Origin of the sequence: Nocardioides sp. InS609-2, assembly GCF_023208195.1 — a bacterium.
Lineage (GTDB): Bacteria > Actinomycetota > Actinomycetes > Propionibacteriales > Nocardioidaceae > Nocardioides.
Genome location: NZ_CP060034.1, coordinates 3,194,777 through 3,220,436 on the forward strand (window position 1 = coordinate 3,194,777; position 25,660 = coordinate 3,220,436).

At 70.6% G+C, this 25,660-nt stretch carries 28 protein-coding genes; 16 read left to right on the forward strand and 12 right to left on the reverse strand.

Annotated features, from left to right (window positions below):
• Positions 1–190: 190 nt before the first annotated feature.
• Positions 191–1,393, reverse strand: a complete 1,203-nt coding sequence (locus H4Q84_RS16520) for a lytic murein transglycosylase (protein WP_248580176.1) — start codon at positions 1,391–1,393, stop codon at positions 191–193.
• Between the two features lie 235 nt (positions 1,394–1,628).
• On the opposite strand from H4Q84_RS16520, the gene hemL reads away from it, so the two are divergent.
• The 6 genes from hemL to ccsB are packed head-to-tail and all read left to right on the forward strand — an operon-like array spanning position 1,629 to position 7,448.
• Complete coding sequence (gene hemL, locus H4Q84_RS16525; protein WP_248580177.1) at positions 1,629–2,957, forward strand: glutamate-1-semialdehyde 2,1-aminomutase; 1,329 nt, start codon at positions 1,629–1,631, stop codon at positions 2,955–2,957.
• Positions 2,954–3,643, forward strand: a complete 690-nt coding sequence (locus tag H4Q84_RS16530; RefSeq protein WP_248583669.1) for a histidine phosphatase family protein — start codon at positions 2,954–2,956, stop codon at positions 3,641–3,643. Before hemL ends, H4Q84_RS16530 begins: the two co-directional genes overlap by 4 nt.
• Entirely contained in the window at positions 3,640–4,203 is a 564-nt protein-coding gene (locus H4Q84_RS16535; protein ID WP_248580178.1) for a TlpA disulfide reductase family protein, read from the forward strand. The genes H4Q84_RS16530 and H4Q84_RS16535 overlap by 4 nt, the downstream gene beginning before the upstream one ends.
• On the forward strand, positions 4,196–4,957 hold the full coding sequence (locus tag H4Q84_RS16540; protein ID WP_248580179.1) for a cytochrome c biogenesis protein CcdA: 762 nt from the start codon (positions 4,196–4,198) through the stop codon (positions 4,955–4,957). Before H4Q84_RS16535 ends, H4Q84_RS16540 begins: the two co-directional genes overlap by 8 nt.
• Positions 4,954–6,501, forward strand: coding sequence for a cytochrome c biogenesis protein ResB (locus tag H4Q84_RS16545; RefSeq protein WP_248580180.1), 1,548 nt, complete (start codon positions 4,954–4,956; stop codon positions 6,499–6,501). The genes H4Q84_RS16540 and H4Q84_RS16545 overlap by 4 nt, the downstream gene beginning before the upstream one ends.
• The gene (gene ccsB, locus H4Q84_RS16550) at positions 6,498–7,448 is read left to right on the forward strand and encodes a c-type cytochrome biogenesis protein CcsB (protein ID WP_248580181.1); all 951 of its coding nucleotides are present in this window, start codon (positions 6,498–6,500) and stop codon (positions 7,446–7,448) included. The genes H4Q84_RS16545 and ccsB overlap by 4 nt, the downstream gene beginning before the upstream one ends.
• On the opposite strand, the gene H4Q84_RS16555 is transcribed toward ccsB, so the two are convergent.
• Positions 7,421–7,639: a hypothetical protein gene (locus H4Q84_RS16555; RefSeq protein ID WP_248580182.1), complete on the reverse strand. Its 219-nt coding sequence runs from the start codon at positions 7,637–7,639 to the stop codon at positions 7,421–7,423. The two genes, ccsB and H4Q84_RS16555, sit on opposite strands and share 28 nt — an antisense overlap.
• A gap of 87 nt (positions 7,640–7,726) precedes the next feature.
• Between H4Q84_RS16555 and H4Q84_RS16560 the strand changes: the two genes are divergently transcribed.
• Both H4Q84_RS16560 and H4Q84_RS16565 read left to right on the forward strand, forming a co-directional pair.
• The gene (locus tag H4Q84_RS16560; protein ID WP_248580183.1) at positions 7,727–7,993 is read left to right on the forward strand and encodes a DUF4229 domain-containing protein; all 267 of its coding nucleotides are present in this window, start codon (positions 7,727–7,729) and stop codon (positions 7,991–7,993) included.
• Positions 7,994–8,594: 601 nt separating this feature from the next.
• Entirely contained in the window at positions 8,595–9,119 is a 525-nt protein-coding gene (locus H4Q84_RS16565) for a hypothetical protein (protein ID WP_248580184.1), read from the forward strand.
• A 113-nt stretch (positions 9,120–9,232) separates the two neighbouring features.
• On the opposite strand, the gene H4Q84_RS16570 is transcribed toward H4Q84_RS16565, so the two are convergent.
• Positions 9,233–10,105, reverse strand: a complete 873-nt coding sequence (locus tag H4Q84_RS16570) for a 1,4-dihydroxy-2-naphthoate polyprenyltransferase (protein ID WP_248580185.1) — start codon at positions 10,103–10,105, stop codon at positions 9,233–9,235.
• A 12-nt stretch (positions 10,106–10,117) separates the two neighbouring features.
• Positions 10,118–11,377 carry an MFS transporter gene (locus H4Q84_RS16575; RefSeq protein ID WP_248580186.1) on the reverse strand — a complete coding sequence of 420 codons (1,260 nt, stop codon included), beginning with the start codon at positions 11,375–11,377 and terminating at the stop codon, positions 10,118–10,120.
• Positions 11,378–11,414: 37 nt separating this feature from the next.
• On the opposite strand from H4Q84_RS16575, the gene H4Q84_RS16580 reads away from it, so the two are divergent.
• The 6 genes from H4Q84_RS16580 (at position 11,415) to H4Q84_RS16605 (ending at position 17,524) form a co-directional block, all read left to right on the forward strand.
• Entirely contained in the window at positions 11,415–12,413 is a 999-nt protein-coding gene (locus H4Q84_RS16580) for an AMP-binding protein (protein ID WP_248580187.1), read from the forward strand.
• On the forward strand, positions 12,410–13,360 hold the full coding sequence (locus tag H4Q84_RS16585) for an o-succinylbenzoate synthase (RefSeq protein WP_248580188.1): 951 nt from the start codon (positions 12,410–12,412) through the stop codon (positions 13,358–13,360). Before H4Q84_RS16580 ends, H4Q84_RS16585 begins: the two co-directional genes overlap by 4 nt.
• Positions 13,357–14,943, forward strand: a complete 1,587-nt coding sequence (gene menD / locus H4Q84_RS16590; protein ID WP_248580189.1) for a 2-succinyl-5-enolpyruvyl-6-hydroxy-3-cyclohexene-1-carboxylic-acid synthase — start codon at positions 13,357–13,359, stop codon at positions 14,941–14,943. Before H4Q84_RS16585 ends, menD begins: the two co-directional genes overlap by 4 nt.
• Positions 14,940–15,521: a GrpB family protein gene (locus tag H4Q84_RS16595; protein ID WP_248580190.1), complete on the forward strand. Its 582-nt coding sequence runs from the start codon at positions 14,940–14,942 to the stop codon at positions 15,519–15,521. Before menD ends, H4Q84_RS16595 begins: the two co-directional genes overlap by 4 nt.
• A 135-nt stretch (positions 15,522–15,656) precedes the next feature.
• On the forward strand, positions 15,657–16,475 hold the full coding sequence (locus tag H4Q84_RS16600) for an S-methyl-5'-thioadenosine phosphorylase (protein ID WP_248580191.1): 819 nt from the start codon (positions 15,657–15,659) through the stop codon (positions 16,473–16,475).
• Positions 16,472–17,524: an NAD-dependent epimerase/dehydratase family protein gene (locus tag H4Q84_RS16605; RefSeq protein ID WP_248580192.1), complete on the forward strand. Its 1,053-nt coding sequence runs from the start codon at positions 16,472–16,474 to the stop codon at positions 17,522–17,524. The genes H4Q84_RS16600 and H4Q84_RS16605 overlap by 4 nt, the downstream gene beginning before the upstream one ends.
• Before the next feature lie 10 nt (positions 17,525–17,534).
• On the opposite strand, the gene H4Q84_RS16610 is transcribed toward H4Q84_RS16605, so the two are convergent.
• The 8 genes from H4Q84_RS16610 to H4Q84_RS16645 are packed head-to-tail and all read right to left on the reverse strand — an operon-like array spanning position 17,535 to position 24,181.
• The gene (locus H4Q84_RS16610) at positions 17,535–18,854 is read right to left on the reverse strand and encodes a hypothetical protein (protein ID WP_248580193.1); all 1,320 of its coding nucleotides are present in this window, start codon (positions 18,852–18,854) and stop codon (positions 17,535–17,537) included.
• A gap of 5 nt (positions 18,855–18,859) precedes the next feature.
• A complete protein-coding gene (locus tag H4Q84_RS16615) occupies positions 18,860–19,990 on the reverse strand; it encodes a HAMP domain-containing sensor histidine kinase (RefSeq protein WP_248580194.1) in 1,131 nt (376 codons plus the stop codon).
• Complete coding sequence (locus tag H4Q84_RS16620; RefSeq protein WP_248580195.1) at positions 19,987–20,664, reverse strand: response regulator transcription factor; 678 nt, start codon at positions 20,662–20,664, stop codon at positions 19,987–19,989. Before H4Q84_RS16620 ends, H4Q84_RS16615 begins: the two co-directional genes overlap by 4 nt.
• Positions 20,665–20,666: 2 nt before the next feature.
• The gene (locus H4Q84_RS16625) at positions 20,667–21,104 is read right to left on the reverse strand and encodes a hypothetical protein (RefSeq protein WP_248580196.1); all 438 of its coding nucleotides are present in this window, start codon (positions 21,102–21,104) and stop codon (positions 20,667–20,669) included.
• Positions 21,101–22,261 carry a molybdopterin-dependent oxidoreductase gene (locus H4Q84_RS16630; protein WP_248580197.1) on the reverse strand — a complete coding sequence of 387 codons (1,161 nt, stop codon included), beginning with the start codon at positions 22,259–22,261 and terminating at the stop codon, positions 21,101–21,103. Before H4Q84_RS16630 ends, H4Q84_RS16625 begins: the two co-directional genes overlap by 4 nt.
• Complete coding sequence (locus H4Q84_RS16635; RefSeq protein WP_248580198.1) at positions 22,258–22,896, reverse strand: class I SAM-dependent methyltransferase; 639 nt, start codon at positions 22,894–22,896, stop codon at positions 22,258–22,260. Before H4Q84_RS16635 ends, H4Q84_RS16630 begins: the two co-directional genes overlap by 4 nt.
• On the reverse strand, positions 22,893–23,525 hold the full coding sequence (locus H4Q84_RS16640) for a DUF2064 domain-containing protein (RefSeq protein ID WP_248580199.1): 633 nt from the start codon (positions 23,523–23,525) through the stop codon (positions 22,893–22,895). The genes H4Q84_RS16635 and H4Q84_RS16640 overlap by 4 nt, the downstream gene beginning before the upstream one ends.
• On the reverse strand, positions 23,522–24,181 hold the full coding sequence (locus tag H4Q84_RS16645) for a glycosyltransferase family 2 protein (RefSeq protein WP_248580200.1): 660 nt from the start codon (positions 24,179–24,181) through the stop codon (positions 23,522–23,524). Before H4Q84_RS16645 ends, H4Q84_RS16640 begins: the two co-directional genes overlap by 4 nt.
• Before the next feature lie 95 nt (positions 24,182–24,276).
• Here H4Q84_RS16645 and H4Q84_RS16650 point away from each other — a divergent pair, with 95 nt between their 5' ends.
• Both H4Q84_RS16650 and H4Q84_RS16655 read left to right on the forward strand, forming a co-directional pair.
• The gene (locus H4Q84_RS16650; RefSeq protein WP_248580201.1) at positions 24,277–24,642 is read left to right on the forward strand and encodes a hypothetical protein; all 366 of its coding nucleotides are present in this window, start codon (positions 24,277–24,279) and stop codon (positions 24,640–24,642) included.
• 37 nt (positions 24,643–24,679) lie between these two features.
• A complete protein-coding gene (locus H4Q84_RS16655; protein ID WP_248580202.1) occupies positions 24,680–25,621 on the forward strand; it encodes a helix-turn-helix domain-containing protein in 942 nt (313 codons plus the stop codon).
• The last annotated feature ends 39 nt before the right edge of the window (positions 25,622–25,660 follow it).

Genomic DNA, 25,660 nt, shown 5'->3' on the forward strand with positions numbered 1-25,660 from the left:
GGCGAGATCCCTCGGAGGTCGAGGTGTACGGAAACCTGCCGGGGTTTCGACGCGCTCGTGCGACCTCGTTCCTCGGTGGCGTCGCTTGCTCTACCTGGCTGAGCCCACGCACCGACCTCGTGCCTCGGTCGGTGCTGCTCAGCTCACGACGCGCTCGTGCGACCTCGTGCCTCGGTCGGCGCTGCTCAGCTCAGGGATTGAGCAGGTTGTTGATGCAGTTGTTGAGCTGGGTGACCTGGAGCACCGTGATGCCCGACGCGATGCACTGGGCCTGCGCCTCGGCGTACGTCAGGACCGGGCCGACCGTGGGCACCGCGACGGTGGGCAGCTCGGTCGGCAGGATCGTCGGCAGGCGGGTGGGGACGGAGGTCGTGGGCCCTGCGGTCGGCACCTTGGTGGGGTCCTTGGTGGGGTCCTTCGTCGGCGCGACCGTCGGGACCTTGGTGGGGTCGGCGGTCGGCGTCGGCGTGGACGTGTCGTCGTCGCCACCGTCATCGCCCTTGCCCTTCCCCTTGCCGTCGCCCTTGCCGCCACGATTGTCGCCCGTGCCGGTAGGGCCGGTGGTGTCGGGCAGGAAGACGCGGGCCGAGGTCGTCGTGTTGGGCACCGAGAGGTAGTCGCCATCGATGTAGGCGTTCATGATCGACAGCACGAGGTCGACGTAGTCGTTGCTGTGGTTGTAGCGGTAGACGCTGGCGCGCTGGCCGGCCTCACCGGAGAGGTCCTCGTCGCCCGAGCACAGGTAGACCCCGGTCGCGAGCGCAGCGTCGTCGATGTCCTGCGGGTTGCGCTTGCCGTCGCTGTCGCCGTCGACCCCGACGACTGCCCAGGTGGACGGGATGAACTGCATCGGGCCGACTGCGCGGTCGAACGTCGTGTCGTTGTCGAGCTGGCCGGCGTCGGTGTCGGTGATCTTCTGGGTGTTGGTCTTGCCGTTGAGCGGCACGCCGTAGATGCCGGGCTGGGCCAGGCCGTTGTCGTCGAGGACGTTGCCGGCGTAGCGGCCGTGGTCGGACTCGACGCGACCGATCGCGGCGATCAGCTGCCACGGCACCTGGCAGCCCTGGTCGGCGGAGTTGATGACGGCTTCGGCGCGCTGGTAGGCGGCCAGCGCGGCGGCCGGGATGCCGCTGGGGGAGGCCGAGGCCACCACGCTCTGGGCGCTGCTGCTGCCGATGCCGGGGGCGACGATGCCGGGGACCGACACGCTGGCCGGCGCCTCGATGGCCTGAGAGGGCACGGTGGTGCCGTCGGGAAGGGTGGTGACATCTCCGTCGGCGGAGGCGGTGCCCGCGCCGACTCCGGCCAGGCTCGCGGTCCACGCAGCCGACAGCAGCGCCAGCGGCACGATGGCCGTGGCCTTCTGGATTCGTCCGAAGCGTGGTGCAGACATGTCGCGCGCTCTCCCTCGTGGTGCTGATCATCCCCGCCACCGCCCTGCCGAAGCGGGGGCGATGGTGATCCAACGAATGGTGTCACACGGAGTTACGTTTGAGACGGTCTGCCCGCTCACGTATGACGCCAAACGCCCGGACCCGTTGTTCGCCGTCCGTGTCGAATGTAGGCCGGGTAGGGCGGCGCGTCCACCCGTCGTCTCGCCGGGTTGGGTGCTACGAGACAATGACCGGGTGACCCCGACACCCGCTCCGGCCTCGGCCGCGCTCTTCGATCGCGCCCGTGCGGTGACCCCGGGTGGGGTGAACTCGCCGGTCCGGGCGTTCAATGCCGTAGGCGGCACCCCGCGCTTCATCCGCTCGGCGCAGGGGGCCTGGCTGACCGACGTCGACGGCAACGAGTACGTCGACCTGATCTGCTCGTGGGGGCCGATGCTGCTCGGCCATGCCCACCCCGAGGTGATGGCGGCTGTCTCGGCTGCGGTGGCCCGCGGGACGTCGTACGGCACTCCGACCGAGCCCGAGGTCGAGCTCGCCGAGGAGATCGTCGGCCGCACCCCCGTCGAGGCGGTGCGCTTCGTGTCCTCGGGCACCGAGGCGACCATGTCGGCGATCCGGCTGGCGCGGGGCTTCACCGGCCGCGACGTGATCGTGAAGTTCGCCGGCTGCTATCACGGCCACGTCGACTCGCTGCTGGCGTCGGCCGGCTCGGGCGTGGCGACCCACCAGGAGTTCGCGGTGCCCGGCAGCCCCGGCGTGCCGGCGTCGTCGACCGAGCTGACGCTGGTGCTGCCCTACAACGACCGTGCTGCCGTGAAGGCCGCGTTCGCCGAGCACGGCCCGCGCATCGCGGCTCTGATCACCGAGGCAGTGCCCGGCAACATGGGCGTCGTGCCGCCCGAGCCAGGCTTCAACGAGTTCCTCGCCCTCAGCTGCCGCGAGGCCGGCGCGCTCTTCATCTCGGACGAGGTGATGACCGGCTTCCGGGCGACCAGTCAGGGCGGCTGGGGCCTCGACGGTGTCGAGGAGGGCTGGACCCCCGACCTGATGACGTTCGGCAAGGTGATGGGCGGCGGCTTCCCGGCCGCGGCGTTCGGCGGCCGTCGCGACGTGATGTCACGGCTCTCCCCCGAGGGACCGGTCTACCAGGCCGGCACGCTCTCGGGGAACCCGATCGCCACCACCGCCGGCCTGGCCACTCTGCGCCTGGCCACTGACGAGGTCTACGACCACATCGGCTCCGCCGGTACGACGATCCGTGGGGCCGCCGCCGAGGCGCTCGCGGCTGCGGGCGTGCCGCACGTCGTACAGGCTGCGGGCACGATGTTCTCCGTCTTCTTCACAGGGTCGCCGGTGCGCGACTTCGCCGACGCCGCCACCCAGGACACCGCTGCCTATGCGGCGTTCTTCCACGCGATGCTCGATGCGGGCGTCTACCTGCCACCGTCGGCGTACGAGGCGTGGTTCCTCTCCTCGGCCCATGACGACCGCGCCGTACAGACCGTGCTCGATGCGCTGCCGGGCGCCGCCCGGGCAGCTGCTGCTTCCCCGGAAGGACGCTGAACGTGACGCAGGAGAAGACGATCGTCCACCTGCTCCGTCACGGTGAGGTGCACAACCCCGAAGGCGTGCTCTACGGGCGTCGCCCGGGCTTTCACCTGTCCGAGCTGGGCCACACGATGGCGCAGCGCATCGCCGACTCGATCGGTGACCGCGACATCGTGCACCTGCGCGTCTCGCCGCTCGAGCGCGCGCAGGAGACCGCCGCGCCGCTCTCCGAACGGCGCGGGCTGAGCATCGTCACCGACGACCGCGTCATCGAGTCGGTCAACCGCTTCGAGGGCATCAACTTCGGTCGGGGCGCACTGACGATCATCAAGCGGCCGCGGCTGTGGCGGCACCTCTACAACCCGCTGAAGCCGTCGTGGGGCGAGCCGTACGACGTGATGGCGTCCCGGATGATGGCCGCCGTGCGCGACGCCCGCGACGACGCGCGCGGCCACGAGGCGGTGATCGTGTCGCACCAGCTGCCGATCTGGACGACGCGGCTGCACGTCGAGAAGCGGTCGTACCTGCACCACCCCAAGAACCGCGAGTGCACCCTCTGCTCGCTGACGTCGCTGCACTTCACCGGTGAAACGCTCTCCCAGGTGAGCTACTCCGAGCCGGCCGGTGACCTGATCCCGGTCAAGGACAAGTCGGCGCCGTTCTCTGCCGGCGGCGCGCCCGATCCGAAGCGACCGTCGTGACCCGCCTCGTCACCCTGCTGCTGGGCGGCCTGCTCGTGCTGACCGGCTGCAACTCGATGTCGGGCACCGGCGACAAGGGCTACGTCACCGGTGACGGTCGCGTCGAGCAGGTCGATCCCACCGATCGCGACGACCCGATCAACCTCCGCGGCGAAGACCTCGACGGCAACCCGGTCGACCTGGCGGACCAGCGTGGTCAGGTCGTCGTCATCAACGTATGGGGCTCGTGGTGCCCGCCGTGCCGGGCCGAGATGCCCGACCTGGTCGCGGCCGCCAACGAGTCCGGCAACGCCGCGTCGTACCTCGGGATCAACATCCGGGACGCGTCGGCCGATCAGTCGAAGGCCTTCGTGCGCAACTTCGAGGTGCCCTTCCCGTCGATCTACTCCCCGGACGGCAAGGCGCTGCTCGCCTTCTACGGCACGCTGACTCCACGGTCGATCCCGTCGACTGTCGTGCTCGACCGCAAGGGGCGCGTCGCGGCCTCGATCATCGGCTCGATCCCGTCGACCCAGACGCTGACCGACCTCGTCGACGAGGTGGCCGCCGAAGATGGGTGACTGGTTCCGAGAACAGGCCTTCTCCGGATCCCTGGTCCTGGCGCTTCCGGTCGCGCTCGTCGCCGGTCTCATCTCGTTCTTCTCGCCGTGTGTGATCCCGCTGCTGCCCGGCTACCTCTCCTACGCGACCGGCCTCTCGGGCGCCGACCTGGCCTCGGGTGAGGCCGGCCAGCACCGGGGCCGGATGCTGCTCGGCTCGGTGCTCTTCGTGCTCGGCTTCTCGGCGGTGTTCGTCGTGATCGGCACGCTGTCGGGGGCTCTCGGCTACTGGCTGATCGACTACCAGCGCGAGATCACAGTGGTGCTGGGCTCGCTGACGATCGTGCTGGGGCTGGCGTTCGCGGGCCTGGTGCCGTGGCTCCAGCGCGACTGGCGCATCCACCAGGTGCCGGCGGTCGGTCTGGCCGCCGCACCCCTGCTCGGCGTGCTGTTCGGCCTCGGCTGGACGCCCTGCATCGGCCCGACGCTGGGCGCCATCAGCACGCTGTCGATCAACGAGGCCACCGCAGGCCGGGGCGCACTCCTGTCCGGGGTCTACGCGCTGGGTCTCGGGTTGCCGTTCATCGTCGCGGGGCTGGCCTACCGGCGCGCGCTCGGCGCGTTTGCCTGGGTACGTCGCCACCAGGTGTGGGTGATGCGCGTCGGCGGGCTGATGTTGGTCGCCGTCGGGATCCTGCTGGTCAGTGGGCTGTGGGACGACATGGTGACCTGGCTGCAGATCAACCTCATCCTCGGCACGGAGGCGCCCGTATGAGCGAGCCCGAGCTGACCCGGCGCTCCGGCGAGCTGACCCTGCGCGAGATGGCGCGCTGGTCGTGGCGGCAGCTCACCTCCATGCGGACCGCGCTGATCCTGCTGCTGCTTCTCGCGCTGGCGGCCGTGCCGGGCTCCGTCATCCCGCAGTCGGACGTCGACTCGCTGAAGACCTCGAACTGGCAGGACGCGCACCCGAAGCTGACCCCGATCTACGAGAAGCTCGGGCTCTTCTCTGTCTACGACTCCCCGTGGTTCGCCGCGATCTACCTGCTGCTGATGATCTCGCTGGTCGGCTGCATCATCCCGCGCACCTTCGTCTACTGGCGGGCCATGGGTGCCCGCCCCCCTCAAGCGCCCCGGCGGCTCGACCGGCTGCCGCACCACGCGTCGTACACGACGACCGAGGGGGTGGACGACGTGCTCGCGCGGGCGGCGAAGGTGCTGCGCAAGCGGCGCTTCCGGGTCGACACGACGGCGAGCACGGTGGCCGCGGAGCGTGGGTTCCTGCGCGAGGCAGGCAACCTGGTCTTCCACATCTCGGTCGTCGTGGTGCTGGTGGGCTTCGGGGTGGGCAGCCTGTTCGGCTACAAGGGCGGCACGATCGTCGTGGTCGGCAGCAGCTTCTCCAACGACGTACGCAGCTATGACGACTTCCTGCCGGGCAGCCTGTTCCAGCAGAAGTGGATGGAGCCGTTCTCGTTCGACGTGACCGACTTCGACGTCAACTGGCTGACCAGCGGGCCGCGCAAGGGGATGGCGCAGAAGTTCGTCTCGCACCTGAACTATCGCGAGTCGCCCGACGCTCCGGAGAGGTCCTACGGCCTCAAGGTCAACCACCCGCTGACCATCGGCTCCACCGAGGTCTTCCTGATCGGGCACGGTTATGCGCCGGTCATCACGATCACCGACGGCGACGGCAACGTCACCTACAGCGGACCTACTGTGTTTCTCCCGACCGACCAGACCTTCGAGTCGTTCGGGGTGGTGAAGGCGCCCGATGCGCAGCCGACCCAGATCGGTCTGGAGGGCCAGCTCTACCCGACGTTCGCGTTCGCGCCGGGCAAGCAGGGCGGCCCCTACTCCGCGTTCGGCCAGGACCTCGACCCGCTGCTGTCGATGCAGGTCTACACCGGCGACCTGGGCATGGACACCGGAGCAGGGCAGTCGATCTACGTGCTCGACAAGGCCAACGCGAAGCTCGTCACCAAGGCCGACGGGTCGATGCTCCGGCTCGACATGCGCATCGGCGACACCGTGAAGCTGCCGGGCGGTGCCGGGTCGGTGAAGTTCGAGAGCCTCGAGCGCTGGAACAAGATCCAGATCAGTCGTACCCCGGGCAAGCTGGTCGCCCTCTCCGGAGTCAGCCTCGCGCTGCTCGGCCTGCTGGGTTCGCTGTTCATCCGGCCGCGGCGGGTGTGGATTCGTGTCCGTCGCGAGGAAGAGCAGACACTTGTCGAGCTCGGTGGCCTCGACCGCAGCGACGGTGGCGACGTCGCGGAGGAGCTCACCGAGATCATGGAAGCCATCAAGGAGGACGTGTGAGCGACCAGTCGTGGGAGACCCTCAGCAACCAGGCTGTCGCCGTCGCCGGGGCGGTCTACTTCCTCGCGTTCTTGTGCCACCTCGGTCAATGGGCGTCGCTGCGCAAGCTGCCCGCCGACACCGAGGTCGAGACCGGGCGGACCGCGATGCTCGGGCGGCTCGGCGTACTCCTCACCGTCATTGCCGTGGCTGTGCACTTCGTCGGGCTCGTCGGCCGGGGCATGGCCGCCGACCCCAACCGGGTGCCCTGGGGCAACATGTACGAGTTCACGGTCGCGGGCTGCTTCTTCGTCGCGCTGTTCTACCTGGCGTTCTACCGCCGGTTCGGGCTCGACTGGATGGCGCCGATCGTCACCGGCTTCGTGATCGCGGTGCTGATGGCGGCCGTGCTGTGGCTCTACGACCCCGTCGCGCCGCTCACCGAGGCGCTCAACTCGACGTGGCTGGTCATCCACGTGGTGTCCGCGGTCATCGCGACCGGCGCGTTCACCCTCGGCGGCATCGCCTCACTGCTCTACCTGCTGAAGTCACGCGGCAACCGAGCCGAGAAGACCACGGGCTACCTCGCGCGGGTGCCCGACCTGCGCGGGCTCGACCGGATCTCCTACCGGATGCACGCGTTCGGCTTCCCGGTGTGGACGTTCGCCGCGCTGATCACCGGCCCGATCTGGGCGCACCAGGCGTGGAGCTCCTACTGGAACTGGGACCCCAAGGAGGTCTGGGCGTTCATCACCTGGGTCGTCTACGCGGCGTACCTCCACGCCCGTACCACCGCCGGCTGGCGCGGCCGGAAGGCGGCGTGGCTGGCGATGCTGGGGCTGGCGACGCTGTGGTTCAACTTCATCGGGATCAACTTCTTCTCGACGACGTCGCAGCACTCCTACGCCGAGAGCGCTGCGCCTCTGCACAGCGCGGTCGATCAGGTGGAGTCCGGCTCGTCCTTCTGACGCTTCTTGCGGTTCTTGCGGTCGAGATCACGCAGGAAGTCCGGGTCGTCGTCAGGCGACGAAGGCCGCTGCGGCTTGCGCGGCTTCTGGGGGCGCTGCGGCATTCCCTGCACGCCTCGCCGCTCGATCACCCGGACGAGCAGGTAGACCAGGAGAGCGAAGATGAAGACGACCAGCAGGAACTTCAGCACCTCACCAATGTATGCCGTGTCTGGTGAGGGCGCTCATGTCTTGTCCTCCCGATTTTTCTGGCTTGGGATCACGCCTAGGCTGGACGGGTGAAAGAGTTCGTCGTCTACACCGCCCTGCGCCTCGTCCTGTTCGTTGCGTCCCTGCTCATCGTGATCGGTGTCTGGGCGCTCGTGGCCGGCACGGACAGCGTCCACTCCATCTGGTCGGTGGTGCTGGCCTTCATGCTGTCCGGCGTCGCGTCGTACTTCCTGCTCAACCGCCAGCGCGAGGCCTTTGCCCAGCGGGTCGAGGGGCGGGCGCGCCGGGCGACCGCTGCCTTCGACCAGCGGCGTGGGGGCGAGGACTCGGAGTAGGGGGTCGCTGGTTTGCAGTGATACCCGGTCAGCCGGGTGTCACGTCGGCTCGGCGTCGTTGCAACGCACACGCAGCGCGAGGAGCGACGCCGCAGTTCGCCGTTGACGAGGGTTATCCACAGGCGGCGGAACGGCGAGTGCAAGGGCTGGCGGTGCCGGGCAATGTCATGTCATGGCAATCGCGAATGAGTACATCGACCTGCACGGCGTCGTCTTCCTTCGACGCGAAGCGATGGCAGAAGGCTACAGCGACCGGGCGATAGCGGCCCAAGTGAAGTCGGAAGAGTGGCATCGCGTCCGTCGTGGTGCCTACTGCTCGGGCGCGCTGTGGGGGTCGCTGTCGCGCGCTGATCAGCACCGTGTCCTGGCGCGCGCCGTGCTACGCACAGCGCATCCGACGTCGGTCCTCAGCCATCAGTCGGCTGCAATCGAGCACGGTGCGCCAGTGTGGGGCGTCCCACTCAACCAGGTGCACCTCACGCGCACCGACGGGAAGGCTGGGAGACGAGAAGCGGGTCTCGTCCATCACCGTGGGGCACTGCCCCAGGAGCATGTCGTCACGCTCAACGGCGTACCCGTCACCTCGGCTACCAGGGTCGCGGTGGAGGTGACGACCGTTGCCTCCGTGGAATCAGCTCTGGTCACGGTCAACGGCCTGCTGCATGCCAAGGCGACGACACAGCAGGCGATATCGGCGCTCGTCAATGACTTCCGCTTCTGGCCCCACAGTCTCGCCGCCGATCTCGTCATGCGGCTGGCGGACCACCGGATCGAGTCGCCGGGGGAGAGCCGGTTCCTCTACCTGTGCTGGAACCAGCACCTGCCACGCCCGAAGCCCCAGGTCTGGGTATACGAAGCAGGCCGTCGCGTGGCTCGCCTCGACTTCGCGTGGCCAGAGTACGGCGTCTTCGTGGAGTTCGACGGTCGTGAGAAGTACGTGCGTTTCCGCCGTGAGGGCGAGACACTCGACCAGTTCCTGATGCGCGAGAAGAAGCGCGAGGAACGTGTGTGTCTGCTGACTGGCTGGGTGTGCATCCGCATCAGCTGGGCTGATCTGTCGCAACCCGAGGTGACGGCGAGGCGAATCCGGCGCCTGCTCGCGCGTCGTAAGCCGAAGGAGGCGTGAGGCCGACCTTCGGCGTCGTTCCACTCGCCCTGGTGTCGTTGCAACGCACTCAAGGCGACGTGATACCCGGTCAGCCGGGTGTCCCGACAGAAAGCGGCAGTCGCAACCGCCCCTCAGGGCACCAGCAGGAACACCACCACGAGCCCGGCCCACCACAGCTGGGCGAGGCCGGTCTGGGCAAGGACGGGGATGAGGCCGGGGCCGCTGGCGCCACGGAGTACGGCGCGGGTCGGCGGGGTCGCGACGACGAGGAAGGCCAGCGCGCCGAGCACCCACCAGGTGGTCGCGGCGGCGATGGCGACGATCGCGAACGCGGCGGCGAGCACGAGGAGCAGGTAGAGGTAGCGGGAGCGCTGCTCGCCGATGCGGACGGCGAGCGTGCGCTTCCCTGACTCCACATCGGTGTGGATGTCGCGCAGGTTGTTGGCCACCAGGATCGCGCAGGCGAGCGCGCCGACGCCGATGCCGGCGTACAGGGCGGGCCACTGCCAGGACTCGGTCTGGACGTACGTCGTACCGACCACCGCGACCAGGCCGAAGAAGACGAACACCATGACCTCGCCGAGGCCGAGGTAGCCGTAGGGCTTCGACCCGCCGGTGTAGAACCACGCCGCCACGATGCAGATCAGCCCGACGGCGACCAGCCACCAGGCCGTTGTCGCAGCGAGCACGAGCCCGGCGACCGCTGCGACACCGAACGCGAGGAACGCCGCCGCCTTCACGGCGCGCGGAGTCGCCGTCGCAGACCCGACCAGCCGCATCGGCCCCACCCGCGCGTCGTCGGTGCCGCGGATGCCGTCGGAGTAGTCGTTGGCGTAGTTGACGCCCACCTGCAGCGCCAGGCTGACCGCCAGCGCGAGCAGCGCCTTCCACCACACCAGCCCGTCGGCGTACGTCGCGACGCCGGTGCCCGCGAGCACGGGAGCGATGGCGGCGGGCAGGGTGCGCGGGCGCGCCCCGGCGATCCAGTCGGCGGTGGTGGTCACCCGGGTATCCAATCAGGCGGGCGCGGCCGTGCTCTCGCGGGACAGGTATCGCCCGGCCGCGTGGGCCGACGGGTGGATGCCGACGGTCGCGAGCACGACGATGCCCGCGATCACGAGCCAGCCCGGCGTGCCCCACTCCATGGCGAGGTACGTGTACAGCGCGGGCGCCCAGACCGAGCCGGCGGTGTAGCCGAGGCTGGACGCGCCGGCGTACTCGCCGCGCTTCTGGGGATCGGACAGCTCCGCCTGCAGACCCCACGCGCCGGCCGACTGGAAGAGCTCGGCACCGGTGACGGTGACGTGCCCGACCCAGACGAGCACGATCGTGATCCAGCCGACGGTGTCGTGGGTGACCAGCACGATCAGGCACGACGCGACGAAGAACAGCGAGCTGATGCGGCTGGCCCGCAGCGCGCCGGGCACCGTGTCGGCACCGCGCGCGGCCGCGACCTGGAGGAGTACGGCGAGCACCGTGTTGGTGGCGAACAGCCACGCCAGCAGCACCCGCGGCGCATCGGTCTCCTCGACCAGCCACAACGGGATCACCACATTGAGCAGCACCTGGTTGGTGCCCAGGACACCGTCGAAGAAGCTCATCGCGAGGAAGCCCTTGTTGCGCAGCGCGCCGGTCTTCATGGCCTCCTCGGCCGGGGCGGCGACCTCCACCTCTGCGTGCTGCGCGTCCGGCAGCCGCGAGATGAGGAAGCCGTTGAGGCCGAGGATCACCGCTGTCAGCACGGGTACGGCGCGGATCACCGCGTCGCTGTCGAGCGCGAGCGCGAGGCCGCCGAAGAGTGCGCCCACCGTGAAGCCGATGTTGAGCGCGCTCCGCATGAACGCCATCGACCGCACCCGCTCCTCGCGGGTGAAGACGTCGAGCGTGTAGGCCTGCCGGCCCGCGTGCCCGAGTCCGCCGACGATCTCGAGCAGGACGAGAGTGCCGACGAAGGCCGCGAAACCGCCGATCCAGGGCCAGACCAGGTAGAGCAGCGCCTCACCCAGCGCCGCCAGCGCCCACGCCTGCTTGGGGCCGATCCGGTCGGCGAACTTGCCCAGCGGTACGGCGAAGAAGAAGCTCGTGAGTCCCGCGATCGTGATGCCGAGGCCGACCTGCGCCGCCGAGAGCCCCACGATCTGGGTGAAGAAGACCGCGCTGCCCGTAAGGAATGTGCCCTCGCCGAACGCGAAGAGCACCGACTGGAAACTGAGCCGGCGGGCGAGGGGGCTCGGCGGCAGCATCCGCTCCACCCATCCCGGAAGTCGTGAGGTCATCGCCGACGATTCTCCCACTGCGACTAGCGTGCGTCGCGTGAGTTTCCTGCGGCCGCCCGACGACCCGGTTGCTGCCGTCGACGCGTTGGCGCAGTGGCTGCACGCCGACGATCCCGACCGGTTGCTCATCACCACGTCGGGCTCGACCGGGGTCCCCAAGCGTGTGGTGCTGACGCGCGACGCCGTACTCGCCTCGGCCACTGCATCCGCCCGCCGGCTCGGCCACACCGGCCGCTGGGCGTTGGCCCTGCCCTCGTCGTACGTCGCGGGGGTTCAGGTCGTCGTGCGCTCGCTAGTCGCCGGCCACGAGCCGGTGCTCGACGGGTGGGGCGACGCGGAGTTCACCTCACTCGTGCCCACCCAGCTGCACCGGTTGCTCGACTCTCCCGACGACGTTGCCGTCCTGCGCGCGATGCACACGATCCTGCTCGGCGGCGGCCCGATCGACCCGGCGCTGCGAGCCCGCGCCGAGGACGCAGGTCTGCACCTCGTCGCGACGTACGGCGCGAGCGAGACCGCGGGCGGTTGTGTGTACGACGGTCTGCCGCTCGACGGCGTCGCGCTGACGCTCGGCGCCGACGCGCGGATCCGGATCGGCGGGCCCACCCTCTTCTCCGGGTACGACGGCGACCCCGAGCTGACGGCGCAGACGCTCGTCGACGGGTGGTACCTCACCAGCGACGCCGGTCGCCTCGACGAGGACGGCCACCTCCAGGTGCTCGGCCGCCTCGACGACGTGGTCATCAGTGGGGGAGTCAATGTGCCGCTGCCCGTCGTGGCGGCCCGGCTCCGCATGCACCCGGACGTCGGGGCCGGCGAGGTGCTCGGCATCGAGGACCCCGAGTGGGGGCAGCGGGTGGTGGCGTTCGTCTCGGGCAGGCTCACACTCGACGAGGCCCGCGACTGGGTGTCCGCCGAGCACCCGCGCGCGTGGGCGCCCCGGCAGGTCGTCGTGCTCGATGAGCTGCCGTTGCTCGTCAACGGCAAGGTCGACCGCGTCGCCCTGAGGCAACTAGCGCTGAAGGGGCTGGCATGAACGTCTTCTCGATCCCGATGCGCACCCGGTTCCGCGGCATCACCGTGCGCGAGGGCGTGCTGCTGCGCGGCGAGAGCGGGTGGGGAGAGTGGAGCCCGTTCCTGGAGTACCCGCCCGAGGTCGCCGAGCCGTGGCTGCGCTGTGCCGAGGAGGCCGCCGCCGGCGACTGGCCGGTGCCGTTGCGCGACCGGGTGCCGGTCAACGTCACCGTCCCGGCCGTCGACGCCGAGCGTGCTCATCAGATCGTGATCGCCGGCGGCTGCACCACTGCCAAGGTCAAGGTCGCCGAGCCCGGCCAGACCCTCGCCGACGATCAGGCTCGCGTCGAAGCTGTGCGCGACGCCCTCGGCCCGACCGGCCTGATCCGCATCGACGTCAACGGGCTCTGGTCGCTCGACGAGGCCGTGTCGTCGATCCCCGTGCTGGATCGGGCTGCCGGTGGTCTCGAGTACGTCGAGCAGCCGTGCGCCGAGGTCGAGGACCTGGCCCGCGTACGCCGCCGCGTCGACGTGCCCATCGCCGCGGACGAGTCGATCCGGGGCGCCGAGGACCCCTATCGGGTGCGCGACCTCGAGGCCGCCGACATCGCCGTACTCAAGGTGCAACCGCTCGGCGGGGTGCGCGCGTGCCTGCGGATCGCCGAGGACATCGGCCTCCCGGTCGTCGTCTCGTCGGCTCTCGAGACGTCGGTCGGCATCGCCGCCGGCGTCGCCCTGGCCGCCGCCTTGCCGAGTCTCGACCACGCGTGCGGGCTCGCGACGGTGCAGCTCTTCCACGACGACGTGGTGGTCGACCCGCTGTTGCCGCTGAATGGCTGGCTCCCGGTCACGGTCCCGGTGGTCGACGAGGAAGCCCTCGCCCGCCTCGCCGCCGAACCCGAACGGGTGGCGCACTGGGAGCGCCGCCTCCGCGAGGTGCGCGGCGTACGGCAGGATCGCCACTCGTGACCAACGCCTCGACCGACCTCGCCCGCGGCATCGTCGCCCGCCTCGTCGCGGCCGGAGTCACCGACGTCGTGGTTGCGCCAGGCTCGCGCAACGCGCCGGTGTCGTTCGCTGCGTACGCCGCCGCCGAGGCCGGCCGGATCCGGCTGCACTCCCGGCTCGACGAACGCTCGGCCGCCTTTCTCGCCCTCGGCCTGACGAAGGTCGGCGCCCGCGCGGCAGTTGTGTGTACGTCGGGTACGGCCGTCGCCAACCTCCACCCGGCGGTGCTCGAGGCCGCGCACGCGGCGGTCGGCCTGGTCGTGGTCACCGCGGACCGCCCGGCGCGGCTGCGCGGCACCAACGCCAACCAGACCACCGACCAGGTGGGCGTCTTCGGACCGCTGGTGGCGACTCAGGACCTGGCCACCGACGAAATCGAGCTCGTCGCCAACGGGCCAACCCACCTGAACGTGCAGCTCGACGACCCGTTGCTGCCCGATGACGACGAGCTCGGTTGGCTGCCCGACGCGCCGCCGACTCGCGAACGCCGGTGGCCGAAGTACGGCGACGGCACACCCATCCGGCCCGGACCCCTTACCGTCGTGGTGGCCGGTGACGACGCCGGACCTCCCGCGCGGGTGCTGGCGGAACGGGCCGGCTGGCCGCTGTTCGCCGAGCCGTCGAGCGGCTCGCGCACCGGCGATAGCGCCTTGCGCTGCTACCGGTTGCTGCTCGACGGCGACCTCGCCAGCCGCATCGGGCGCGTCGTCGTCTACGGCCACCCGACCCTCTCCCGCCCGATCACCCAGTTGCTGGGACGCCCGGACATCGAGGTCTGGGCGCAGCGGGCGGCGGGAATGTGGGCGGAGCGGCCGTTCGACGTGGACGTCGAGTTCGACATGCTGGCCTGCGAGCCGGGGGAGTCCGGGTGGATCGACGAGTGGCACGCCGCCGACGCCTCGGTCGCCGCCCAGCTCGACGCGCTGCTCGCCACCGAGCCCGACCTCACGCCGTACGAAGTGGCCGGTGCCGTGGCGAATGCGCTGCCTCCGGGCGGACTGCTCGTCGTCGGCGCCTCCAGTCCGATCCGCGACCTCGATCTGATGGTGCCGAGGTACGAGGTGGGCGCCCGCCGCAAGGTGATCGCCAACCGCGGCCTCGCCGGCATCGACGGCACCGTCTCCACGGCGATCGGTGCTGCCCTCGGCCGCTCGTCGGAGCGGACCTTCGCGCTGATGGGAGACGTGACGTTCCTGCACGATGCCGGCGGACTGGTGATGGGCCCGGCCGAGACACGACCCGACCTCACCATCGTGGTAGTCAACGACGACGGCGGCTCCATCTTCGCGATGCTCGAGCAGGGCGACCCGTCGTACTCCCGTGCCTACGACCGTCTCTTCGGCACCCCGCACCACGTCGACCTGGCCGCCCTGTGCGCGGCCACCCGGACCCCGCACTGGCGGGTCGAGTCGCTGCCCGAGCTCGAGCAGGCCCTGGCCTCGCCCAACGGTGGGGTCGAGGTCGTGGAGGTGCGGGTACGCCGCGACAATCGCCGTGACCTCGACGCCAGGATCCGCGCGCTGGTGCCAGACTCGCCTGAGTGACCACTGCCAGGATCGTCATCCAGCCGTACGACGAGAGCTGGCCGGCCGAGTTCGCAGGCGTTGAGAGGCTCCTGCGTGACGCCTTGGGCGATGCCGCCGTCCGCATCGACCACATCGGCTCCACCTCGGTGCCGGGCCTGGCTGCCAAGGACGTCATCGACGTCCAGGTCAGCGTCGGCGACCTCGACGACCCGCGCCTCGTGCCCGCCTTCGAACAGCTCGGGGCCACGTCGACAGACATCGCGACCGACCACGTGCCTCCCGGCGGCGACCCGGATCCCGCGGAGTGGGAGAAGCGCTACTTCCGCGCGCCGGCGTCGTGGCGGCCGACGCACCTGCACGTGCGCGCGACCGGTCGGGCCAACCAGCGCTACGCCCTGCTCTTCTGCGACTACCTGCGCCACTCGCGGGTGGCCGCCGAGGCCTACGCCCAGGTGAAGGCGGCCCTGGCGCGGCTGCGCCCCGAAGACGTGGACGCCTACTACGCCGTCAAGGATCCGGTATGCGACCTGGTCATGGACGCAGCCGAGCGCTGGGCGGCCGACGTCGGGTGGTCGCCGCCGGCGGCGGGATCCTGAGCAGGAAGGCCGATCCCAGTCCCAGGGTCACAGTGTCAAGTGACACGAGTGACCTAGCGAGGCCACGAGCCCTCGGATGACGCTGCGCGTGTCCCATCCGTCGTCGGCGGAGAGCAGGGCTGGCAGAGTGGCCGCGTGAACGCACCCATCCAGCGCGCCGACATCGCCGTCATCGGCGGCACCGGCTTCTACTCCTTCCTCGACGAGCCCAGCGAGCACCGCATCGAGACGCCGTACGGCGACCCGTCGGCGTCGGTGGCGATCGGGACCGTGGCCGGCCGCAGCGTGGCGTTCCTGCCGCGGCACGGGTCGCACCACCAGTACCCGCCGCACGCGATCAACTACCGCGCGAACATGTGGGCGCTGCGCTCGCTCGGCGTCCGCCAGGTGCTCGCGCCGTGTGCCGTCGGCGGACTCGGTGCGCGCGTCGAGCCGGGCGACATCCTCGTGCCCGACCAGCTCGTCGACCGCACCCACCGCCGCGTCTCGTCGTACGTCGAGACCGGCGCTGTCCACCTGCCGTTCGCCGATCCCTACTGCCCGGGTGTCAGCGCCGCGGTGACCGGCGCCGATGCCGGCATCACCGGCGGCGGGGCGATGGTCGTTGTCGAGGGTCCGCGGTTCTCCACCCGCGCGGAGTCGCGCTACTACGCCGCTCAGGGTTGGGACCTGATCAACATGACCGGTGCGCCTGAGGCGATGCTGGCCCGCGAGATGCGCCAGTGCTACGCCGCGATCGCGCTGGTGACCGACATGGACGCCGGCGCCGAGTCGGGCGAGGGCGTCGGCCAGGAAGAGGTCTTTGCGATGTTCAAGCAGAACCTCGACAGGCTCGGCGGCATCCTGCGCACCGCAATCGAGGCGCTGCCCGACCCCGACGGCTGCACCTGCTCCACCTGGGCAGACGACGTCGAGCTCACCTACACGGTGCCCAGTGACGGGCGCAGCCTGTGAAGGTCCTGCTGACCGGCTCCGCAGGGTTCATCGGCTCCGTGATCGGCGCCCAGCTGTCCGCGGCCGGCGACGAGGTCGTGCCCGTCGACATCATGCTGGCCAACGCCCACGGCAGCGCCGAGGCCCCGGAGGGCACGCACACCCTCGACGTACGAGACGCTGCCACCTCCGGCGAGTGGGCCGCCCTGCTGCACGGCGTCGACGTCGTCTGCCACCAGTCCGCGCTCGTGGGTGCGGGCGTCGCCGTGTCCGACCTGCCGGAGTACGCCGCCCACAACGACCTCGGCACCGCCGCCCTGATGGCAGCGATGCACGAAGCCGGTGTCGGCCGGCTGGTCGTGGCGTCGTCGATGGTGGTCTACGGCGAGGGCCGCTACGCCTGCCCGACCCATGGCGCCCAGGTGCCCGGGCCGCGCGCGGTCGCCGCCCTCGACGGTGGGGACTTCGAGAACCACTGTTCGGTCTGCGGCGAGCCGTTGACCTGGGAGCTGGTCGACGAGGACGCCCGCCTCGACCCGCGCAGCACGTACGCCGCGAGCAAGCTGGCCCAGGAGCACTACGCGTCCGCGTGGGTCCGGCAGGCCGGGGCGGCCGCTGTCGCGCTGAGATACCACAACGTCTACGGGCCCGGAATGCCCAAGGACACGCCGTACTCCGGAGTCGCGGCGATGTTCCGCTCCTCGCTCGAACGTGGCGAGGCGCCGCAGGTCTACGAGGACGGCGGGCAGATGCGCGACTTCGTGCACGTCCGCGACGTGGCCCGGGCCAACGTGCTGGCGCTGCGTGCAGTTGTCGAGGCCGACGACTCGACGTACGCCGCCTACAACGTCTGCTCCGGACAGCCCGTGTCGATCCTCGACGTGGCCCGGCAGGTCGCAGTGGGCACCGGTCACGCTATCGAGCCGGAGGTCACCGGCGGCTACCGGCTCGGCGACGTACGGCACATCGTGGCGTCGCCCTCGTTGGCCGCGGCTGAACTGGGCTTCACCGCCGAGGTGAGCCCGGAGGACGGTCTGCGGGAGTTCGCGACCGCGCCGCTGCGGGCGTAGGCGAGACCGATCACCAGCTCGTGTAGAGCAGGTGCTGCACCAACAGCGCGGTGGCGAGCTGCAACGCGAGCCCCCATCGCCGCCAGACTGAGGGAAGGACGGCGAGGGTCAGGGTCAGGTACGGGATGAACGGCAGCCAGATCCGCTCGACCTCCGACTTCGACATCCCCGACAGGTCGGCGGCGGCGATCACCACCAGGGCGACGCCGGCGAGCAGGACGCCCGCCCGGTCCGTACGACGCCAGCGCGAGGCAGCGTGCGCGAGCCCGGCGCCGAGCAGTGGACCGCCAGAGATCAGCAGCGCCCCGAAGTTGCCCCAGACCCAGTAGGCCTGCGGGCGATCGGCGGCGACGCCTTCCCGGTAGCGCTCGACCAGCACCGGGTAGGCCTCCCACCAGGCGAACCCCGCGAGCGCGAACGCGGCTGTCACGATGAGAGCGGCAAGCAGGGCAGGCAGCAGCGGCCGCCACGACCGGCCCAGCAGCAGCACAGACACTGCCAACAGGCCGAGAAGAGGCAGGCCGTAGGACAGAAACATGCACAACCCGAGCAGTAGTCCGCCGACCACCGACCACAGGCCGAATCGCCACCCCGACGCACCGGTCGCGTAGGCCAGTGCGGCCAGCCCCCAAGCCGCTACGGCAGCGAACATCGCGTCCGCCGAGACGGCCATGAAGACGGCGGAGGGCGTGAACACCAGGAACGGTGCGGCTTTCCGAGCCGTCGCCTCGGCGCCCAGGGTGCGCAGCGTGGACATCACCGCCAGCGAGGTGGTGGCCGCAATGGCCGTGACGACCAGCCCGGCCGAGAGGTCACCACCGAGCCCGATGCGCACCAGTCCGACGAAGAACAGCAGCACCCCCGGCGGGTGACCGGCGACGTGCGTGACCCAGTTGTCGTCGGTTCCGTAGGAGATGCGATCGGTGAACGTGCTCAGCATCAACGCGATGTCGTCGGTCGCCCGCGCCGTCTCGAGGTACTCGAACGGGTTGCCCAGCGCCCGCGAGATGCCGTCTGGCCCATCGACCCACGCCAGCGCGAGCAGCCACGCCAGCCCCGCGACGTACGACGCGAGAAGCAGGCGCCGCCACGACAACCGCTCGGCCAGCCGTGGAGCCCACCACCACGCGGCCGCGGCGAGCAGCACCGCTACGACGCTCATCGGGGCGAACGTCGGATGCCAGAAGCCGTGCAGGGGCGGGAACTCGACCTGGTCGTCGCGCCGGGTGACGACGTCCCAGCCGAAGAGGGCCGGGATCGCCATCGAGGCCGCGACGACGACGAGCCCGATCATCAGCCCGGTGAGGGCTGCCCGATGACGAGCGACCATCGTGCTCAGGCCGGCAGCCGGACGAGGAACCGGCAGCCCGGCACGCCGGGCTCGTTGACGACCTCGACGACACCGCGGTGGGCCTCGACGATGCCCTTCACGATCGCCAGCCCCAGGCCGGCGCGGGCGGTGTGGGCGTCGGCCGGGTCGGGTTCCGGAGTGCGGGCGGCGGCGCCGCGCCAGGCCACGTCGAACACCCGCGTGAGGTCCTCCTCGAGGATGCCTCCACAGCCGTCGGTGACGCTGAGCTCGACACCGCCCGCGACCGCGCGACCGGTGACCTGGACGACTCCGTTGGCGGGCGTGTGCCGGATGCCGTTCATCAGCAGGTTGGCCAGCACGCGGGAGAGTCCTTCGGGATCGGCGAGCACCTGGAGGCCGTAGTCGACATTGCCTCCGAGGCGTACGCCGCGGGCTCGCGCCACCGGATCGGCACCGGCCAGCGCCTCGCTGACCAGGTCGCCCAGCGCGACCTCCTGTGGCGTTATCGTGAACACCCCGGCGTGCAGGCGCGACAGCTCGAAGAGGTCGTCGACCATACGCACCATCCGATCGACCTCGGCACGGATCTGGCGGTGGTAGCGCGCCGGGTCGGGCGCCATCCCGTCCTCGAGCGCCTCGGTCATCGCGCGCATCCCGGCCAGCGGCGTGCGCAGGTCGTGGCTCACCCACGACACCAGCTCACGACGCGAGCTCTCCAGCCGCGTCTCCCGGGCGCGCGACTCGTCGAGCCGCGCCACCGTGGTGGCCAGCTCGGCCGACAGCTCCTGGAACTCACGTGGCCCGGTCGACGGCCGGGCCGCCACGCCGGTGCCGACGCGACGTACTTCCTCCTGCAGTCCGCGCGACCAGCGCACCAGCGCCGCGCCCAGCGCGAACGCCACCAGGAACGAGCTCGCTGCTGCGGCGATGGTGACGATCGTGACCACTTTGAGGTCGTGCGGCATGAGCAGCATCCGCTGCGCCACGGCCAGCACCCCGGCGAGCACCGACAGCACCGACACCGCAGCCACCAGACCGAGCTGCCACCGGACCGACGCGGTGCGCAGCAGCCAGCCGACGACCAATCCCAGCGCGCCGATGGCGACGGCGGCCATCAGGGCCACCACCAGGATCTCGAACTGATCGCCGTTCATGCGTTCTCCCATCGGTAGCCCACGCCCCACACGGTCACCAGTCGCACCGGACTGGTGGGGTCGGACTCCACCTTCTCCCGGAGCCTCCGGACGTGCACGGTCACCGTCGACTGGTCGCCCACGGTCCAACCCCAGACCTCGCGCAGCAGCTCGTCGCGCGAGTAGGCCCGGCCCGGGTGTGCGACCAGGTGGCACAGCAGGTCGAACTCACGACCCGTCAGCGGGAGTACGACGCCGTCCAGCCTGGCCTCGTGGCGCGCGGCGTCGATGACCAGGTCGCCATCGGTCAGCAGCACCGGCCCCTCTGGTGCGCTGCCGGCGCGACGCAGGATCGAGTCGACGCGCAGCACCAGCTCGCGGGGGCTGAACGGCTTGGTGATGTAATCGTCGGCGCCCAGCTCGAGCCCGATCACGCGGTCCTGCTCGTTGCCCAGCGCGGTCAGCATCACGATCGGCACGTCGCCCGCCCGGCGCAGCCGCCGGCACACCTCGAGGCCGTCGATGCCGGGCATCATCAGGTCGAGCACCACCAGGTCGGCAGGCGTCTTCTCCATGATCTCGAGCGCGGTCAGGCCGTCGGCCGCCTCGGTCACGTCGTGCCCGGCCGCACGCAGGTAGGAGACCACCACCTCGCGCACCGTCACGTCGTCCTCGACGACCAGCATCCGCGGCATCCTCAAGCCTTGTCCCGTCGGTTGAGGTGCGAGCGAAACGAGCCTCGAAACCAGCCTCTAAACCAGGGCAAGGCAAGCGCGCCGAGCACCAGCACCGCGAACACCACCCACCCGACAATGTAGTTTCGGTCGAGCAGCGTCGCGTTGTCGGCCCTCGCACCGAAGCGCCCGAGCACCGGCACCGCAGCGACCGTCACAGTCCCGATCACGATCAGCGCGATCGTGGCCGGTCGACGGAGAGACATGGGCAGCAGCCGGCTGCCCACCAGGCCCAGCGCGATCACCACGCCCGACAGCAGCACGTCGTGCAGCAGCACCCCCGCCACGAACCACACCGCGACACTGCGCAGCTGGTCGAAGTCCTGGCGCGACAGCAGCAACCACGCGCCATACACACCGACGAGGGTGCCGAGGCCGATCAGCGCCAGTCGGGTCCTCATGCGAAGACCTCCAGCCGGGTGACCCACTTCGTCTGGAGCACCCCGGGCCGGTTGGGCGCGATCAGGCGGCACGGGAAGCCGTGGTCGATGGCCAGGGTCTCGCCGTTGAGCGTGAGGGCGAGCAGGGTGCGGTCGTCGCGGGCGAAGTTGTCCTGCAGCGTCGTGATCCGGAACGGCCCCGACTCCTGCAGCGACTCGACGCGTACGTCGCCCGCCGGCGCCTCGACGAGGTCGAGCAGGTCGCGCATCCGCACGCCCGTCCACGAGCCGCTGGCGCTCCAGCCCTCCACGCAGGCGATCGGCAGGATCTCGCTGTGCTGGGGCAGGGCGAGCAGGTCGTCGCGGGTCAGTGACACCGAGCGGTCGCCGTACGCGATCTCCAGCCGGTACGACGCGCTGGTGGCGCTGGCGGTCACCTTGGCCGAAACGGCCGACTTGTTGATCGGGATGCCAGCGGGCCCGTCACCGGACCGCACCCCGAAGACCGAGACGTCCCGCAGCAGCGGCACGGTGCTGCCGACGGACGCGACCACAGCGATGCCGCTGGCGAGCCACGTCGTGCGCAGCAGACCCCGTCGGGACACGGCTCCTTCGTTGACGGCGGTCGGCCGGTCGTGACGGGTCTCGTCGACGTCGCCGGCCAGCACGTCGCGGATGATCGGCAGCTTGACCGCGATGTGCACGACGAGCGAGCCGATCGCAATCCACGCGACGGCGTAGTGGGTGGCGCGGAAGGAGAACCCCCACGGGTACCACTGCGACGCGTTCATCAGCCCCGTCGTGAGCATGAAGATGCCCGCCGCGACGAGCACGCCGATCGAGGCGCGTTCGAGGCCGTGGAGGAGCAGCCGGCGCGCGTCACGCAGCGGCGGGCGCTCGAAGAACTTCGGCAGCACGCTCCACAGCTTGACCAGCAGCAGCGGGATCGCGGCGGTGCCGGTGGTCACGTGCAGCCCCTGGGTGACGCGGTAGCCCCACGACGGGCTGGCTGGGAACGGCACCGGCTGGGTGGGGTTCTGGGCGTAGTGGCTGATCAGTCCGGTGAGGAAGCAGATGCCGAAGCAGATGCCGAGCCACAGCCCGACCCGCGCGGCGACGTGGGGGCTGCGCAGCCGCGAGGTGAAGTGCTCCGGGGCGGGGACCAGTGGGGTTTTCACACCGCCCCCTGGAGTACGGCGACCCAGCGTCGCTCACCGATTCGCTCGACCGAGGCGACGGCCAGCCCGGCCTCGGCGGCGGTGGCCTCGATGGAGTCGACGCCAACGACCGACCATTTGAACGGTCGGCTGCGCTGCTCGCCGGTCTGCAGCGCGGCCCAGTGGGTGCTGGCGAGGACACCGGGCCGGGCCACCTCGACGACCACGCGCCCGCGCGGGTCGATGACGTTGCTCAGCCGGTGCAGCAGGGCGACCGGGTCGCCGCCGATGCCGACGTTGCCGTCGGCGAGGAGTGCGGACTCCCATCGGCCCTCGCCGGGCAGCTCGTCGAACACGTCGCGGAGCATCGCAGCTCCGCCGCGCTCACGGGTCTGGCCGACCGCCTCGTGCACCACGTCGATGCCCAGGACGACATGGCCGCGATTGGCGAGCTCGGCGGTCATCCGGCCGGGGCCGCAGCCGACGTCGAGCGTCGGCCCGATGCACAGGTCGAGCATCCGGTGGTCGTTGACGTCGGCAGGCTGGGTCCACTCGCCGACGGGCAGCGCGACCGGCTCGTCCCCGACCCGGACGACGTGCGTCTGCTCGCCCCGCAGGGCCAGCGCGAAGACGGTGGAGAACGGCACCTCGTTCATCGGTCACCCCAGGCTCGTGCGAAGTGGCTGTCGGGGATCTCGGCGGCGACCCGGCGGGCGTCGTCGAGGCTGTCGACGTCGAGCAGGCTGCCCGCTTCGCCGACGGTGTGACCGGCAGCGCGCAGGGCGGCCACGGTGTCCTGGCAGGTGGTCGGAGTCGACATGGGTACGCCGGCGAGAGCGCGCGCCACGTTGGGGTCGGTGCGGCCGAGTGCCCACCAGCCGCCGTCCTCGGCGGGGCCGACGACGGCGTCGTGGTCGGCCAGTCCGTCGACGACCGCGGTCAGTGCGGCGACCGTGACCTGGGGCGTGTCCATGCCGATCTGCACGACCGCGCCGGGGCCGGCGTCGAGGTGCGCGTTGACCAGGCGTTCGGCGAACCCGTCGCCGCGCTGCACGGTGACGTCCCAGCCAACGAGCAGGTCGCGCAGCTCGTCGGCGCGCTCCCCGTCGACGAGGTTGCCGGCCAGGGCGAGGTGTCGCTCCGCGCCGGAGAGGTTGCACGTCTCGATGGTGTCGGCCAGCGCGGCAGCTGCCACGTCGGCAGCCACGTCGTGCCCGATGTGCTGGCCCAGCCGGGTCTTGGCCTGGCCCGGCACGGGTGCCTTGGCCACGAGCAGGATCTTCATCGCTGCAGCACCTTCCAGAAGTCGCGTGCGGTGCGGGCGGTGCCGCTCACCGATCCGGAAACCTTCGACCGCGTGCCCTCGGCGCGCGGGTGATAGCTGACGTCGCGCTCCACGAAGCGCCAGCCGGCGAGCGTGGCCTTCTGCAGCAGCTCGACCGGGTAACCGAACCGCCGATCCTGTACGTCGAGTGCCAGCAGCGCCTCGCGTCGGCACACGCGCATCGGGGCGATGTCGGATGCGTCCATCTGGATGCGACGGCGCAGCCACGCGACGATGATCGTGTTGCCGACGCGCGCGTGCCACGGCCAGACACCCGCAGAGACCGGGCGGCGCCGGCCGACCGCGATGTCGGCCCGGCCTTCCGCGACGTCGGCCACCATCGGCACCAGCTCGTCGGGGTCGAACGACCCGTCGCCGTCCATGAAGGCCACGTAGTCGGCGGTGGCCGCGAGCAGCCCGGCGTGCACGGCCGCGCCGTACCCGGGTCGCGACTCGGTGACCACCAGCGCACCCAGCTCGCGGGCGACCTCAGCCGTGTCGTCGCTGGACCCGTTGTCGACAACGATCACCGAGAACCCAGCCGGCACCCTCGGCAGCAGCGCGCGCAGCGCCGGACCCTCGTCGCGGCAGGGGAGGATCAGGTCGGTGGAGGTCACGCCCCCAACCTAGATGCCGGCGACCAGCGTAGTGGCCGGGAACCCTTACGAAGCCATGACGACATGATCTCCGGATGTCTGGGCATCATGGCCCCATGACCGAAACCGGCTCCCCGTCCCTCTCCTCCACCCCTGGCGTGATCCCGTACGTCGAGTGGCACACCGGCCCGCGGCGTACTCTCACCGTCGGCCTGACCACCGGCAACTCGGTGGTCGGGAAGAAGTACCGGCCGATCGTCAGCGTCGACGGCCGGCAGTACGTCGTGGTGTGGGGGCCGGTGACGTTCGAGGCGCCGGCCGACCGCAACGTGCACCTCAGCGTGCACCTCGAGGGCGACATCGTCGGCCAGGTGGCCTCGCTCCTGCTGCCCCCGTCGGGCCAGGACCTGCGCTTCAGATACGAGACGCACTACAACACGGGCGTCGGCACGCTGACGCCCGACCCTGGTCCGCAAGCGTGATCAAGACGGCTCGCGCGGGAGCCGACATCCTCGTGCCATGAGCGTTGCCACCGACACCTTCGCCGGGTTCGTTGACCACCTGACCGAGGCGCTCTCCTCGACCGGGACCGACGAAGACGCGGCGACCGCGTCGGGCGACGAATGGGCCGCTCGACTGGGTTTCTCGCGGTTCCACTTCGACCGGATGATCCGCTCGGTCGCGGGAGAGCCGCCGGCGGCGTTCCGCCGGCGCATCCTCCTCGAGCGGGCGGCGTACCGGATGATCACCACCTCCGCGCCCCTGATCGACATCGCCGTCGAGGCGGGCTACGGATCGCACGAGGCGTTCACGCGGGCGTTCACCAAGGTGTACACCGTGCCGCCGGCGACGTGGCGCAAGAGGCCGGGACACATCCAGATCGAGGCACCGAGCGATGTCCACTTCCATCCACCCGGCAGCCTGCGGCTGCCCGCGCGAGACGAGGTCACTGCCATGGAACTGATGACGAAGATGGTCGAGCACCACATCTGGCTGACGGGCGAGATGATCCGGCTGGCCGAGCGCCTCACCGACGAGCAGCTCGACGAGCCGATCGCGGTGAGCGTCGACGACGACGAGCAGACGATCCGCTCGCTGCTGTCGCGGCTGGTCGGCCAGATGGGCATGTGGAACGCCGCGATGGCGACCCGTGACTACGACTGGTCGGTCGAGGAGCACGAGTCGCTCTCGTCGCTGCGGCAGCGGCTCGCCGACGAAGGACCGGCGTACCTCGCCCACGTGCACGAGGTCGTCGACGCAGCGCGGCTCGACGACACGTTCGTCGACGCGCTGTGCGAGCCCGCGACGGTCTTCACGTACGGCGGGATGATCGCGCACGTCCTCACCTTCGCCGCCCATCGCCGCACGCTCGTGGTGCTGGCCTTCGGCAAGCACGGGGTCGGCGAGCTCGGCTGGGGAGATCCGATGCTCTGGGTGGCCGAACGTTCGTCGGTCGAGTAGCGAGCGCAGCGAGCGTATCGAGACCCCCGCTGGTCGTCC

Excerpts from the sequence above, each read along its gene's own strand:
- H4Q84_RS16650 (WP_248580201.1), top strand. The coding sequence starts at position 24,277 with ATGACCGAAACCGGCTCCCCGTCCCTCTCCTCCACCCCTGGCGTGATC.
- H4Q84_RS16635 (WP_248580198.1), bottom strand. The coding sequence starts at position 22,896 with ATGAACGAGGTGCCGTTCTCCACCGTCTTCGCGCTGGCCCTGCGGGGC.
- H4Q84_RS16610 (WP_248580193.1), bottom strand. The coding sequence starts at position 18,854 with ATGGTCGCTCGTCATCGGGCAGCCCTCACCGGGCTGATGATCGGGCTC.
- H4Q84_RS16640 (WP_248580199.1), bottom strand. The coding sequence starts at position 23,525 with ATGAAGATCCTGCTCGTGGCCAAGGCACCCGTGCCGGGCCAGGCCAAG.
- H4Q84_RS16540 (WP_248580179.1), top strand. The coding sequence starts at position 4,196 with ATGGGTGACTGGTTCCGAGAACAGGCCTTCTCCGGATCCCTGGTCCTG.
- H4Q84_RS16520 (WP_248580176.1), bottom strand. The coding sequence starts at position 1,393 with ATGTCTGCACCACGCTTCGGACGAATCCAGAAGGCCACGGCCATCGTG.
- H4Q84_RS16655 (WP_248580202.1), top strand. The coding sequence starts at position 24,680 with ATGAGCGTTGCCACCGACACCTTCGCCGGGTTCGTTGACCACCTGACC.
- H4Q84_RS16620 (WP_248580195.1), bottom strand. The coding sequence starts at position 20,664 with ATGCCGCGGATGCTGGTCGTCGAGGACGACGTGACGGTGCGCGAGGTG.
- H4Q84_RS16545 (WP_248580180.1), top strand. The coding sequence starts at position 4,954 with ATGAGCGAGCCCGAGCTGACCCGGCGCTCCGGCGAGCTGACCCTGCGC.
- H4Q84_RS16625 (WP_248580196.1), bottom strand. The coding sequence starts at position 21,104 with ATGAGGACCCGACTGGCGCTGATCGGCCTCGGCACCCTCGTCGGTGTG.
- H4Q84_RS16585 (WP_248580188.1), top strand. The coding sequence starts at position 12,410 with ATGAACGTCTTCTCGATCCCGATGCGCACCCGGTTCCGCGGCATCACC.
- H4Q84_RS16615 (WP_248580194.1), bottom strand. The coding sequence starts at position 19,990 with ATGAACGGCGATCAGTTCGAGATCCTGGTGGTGGCCCTGATGGCCGCC.
- H4Q84_RS16575 (WP_248580186.1), bottom strand. The coding sequence starts at position 11,377 with ATGACCTCACGACTTCCGGGATGGGTGGAGCGGATGCTGCCGCCGAGC.